Source organism: Limnohabitans planktonicus II-D5, from assembly GCF_001270065.2.
Classification (GTDB): Bacteria; Pseudomonadota; Gammaproteobacteria; order Burkholderiales; family Burkholderiaceae_C; genus Limnohabitans_A; species Limnohabitans_A planktonicus.
This window is the reverse complement of the sequence record NZ_LFYT02000097.1, coordinates 1-1,194: the sequence shown is the minus strand read 5'-3', so window position 1 is coordinate 1,194 and position 1,194 is coordinate 1. Positions and strand designations below refer to the sequence as shown.

Below are 1,194 nucleotides of genomic sequence, written 5' to 3'. Positions count from 1 at the left end.
TGACTGCGCCCACTTGAAGTGTGGAGTTATTGGCACCCAGCACGTTCTTGCTGGCGAAGGACTGAACAGCGGTGATGGTGTCATCACCTTGCTTGCCCGTCACAGAGGCTGCATTGCTGGAGCTGGTGCCGCCGTCGTAGATCTTGGTGTCGCTCACCGCTGCGAACGTCAGTTCCTTGGCCTTGATGGTGCCTGTGGCGCTGGCCTTGTTGCCGATGGTGTAGTTGTTGCCGTTGTTGCCATCGTTGATGGTGACTGCGCCCACTTGAAGTGTGGAGTTATTGGCACCCAGCACGTTCTTGCTGGCGAAGGACTGAACAGCGGTGATGGTGTCACCGGTTTGTGTGCCCACGACATTGGCAGCCAGGCTGGAGCTGGTGCTGCCGTCGTAGACCTTGGAGTCGGTCACCGCTGCAAGCGTCAGTTCCTTGGGCGTGATGGTGCCTGTGGCGCTGGACTTGTTGCCGATGGTGTAGTTGTTGCCGTTGTTGCCATCGTTGATGGTGACTGCGCCCACTTGAAGTGTGGAGCCATTGGCCCCCAACACGTTCTTGCTGGCGAAGGACTGAACAGCGGTGATGGTGTCATCACCTTGCTTGCCCACGACATTGGCAGCCAGGCTGGAGCTGGTGCCGCCGTCGTAGATCTTGGTGTCGCTCACCGCTGCGAACGTCAGTTCCTTGGCCTTGATGGTGCCTGTGGCGCTGGCCTTGTTGCCGATGGTGTAGTTGTTGCCGTTGTTGCCATCGTTGATGGTGACTGCGCCCACTTGAAGTGTGGAGTTATTGGCACCCAGCACGTTCTTGCTGGCGAAGGACTGAACAGCGGTGATGGTGTCACCGGTTTGTGTCCCCGTCACAGAGGCTGCATTGCTGGAGCTGGTGCCGCCGTCGTAGATCTTGGTGTCGCTCACCGCTGCGAACGTCAGTTCCTTGGCCTTGATGGTGCCTGTGGCGCTGGCCTTGTTGCCGATGGTGTAGTTGTTGCCGTTGTTGCCATCGTTGATGGTGACTGCGCCCACTTGAAGTGTGGAGTTATTGGCACCCAGCACGTTCTTGCTGGCGAAGGACTGAACAGCGGTGATGGTGTCACCGGTTTGTGTGCCCGTCACAGAGGCTGCATTGCTGGAGCTGGTGCCGCCGTCGTAGATCTTGGTGTCGCTCACCGCTGCGAACGTCAGTTCCTTGGCCTTGA

At 58.5% G+C, this 1,194-nt stretch carries 1 protein-coding gene; it reads right to left on the bottom strand.

What is annotated here, in order from left to right:
* Positions 1 to 1,194, bottom strand: a 1,194-nt coding sequence (locus H663_RS41865) for a YDG domain-containing protein (protein ID WP_205872779.1), incomplete at both ends; no start/stop codon positions are given.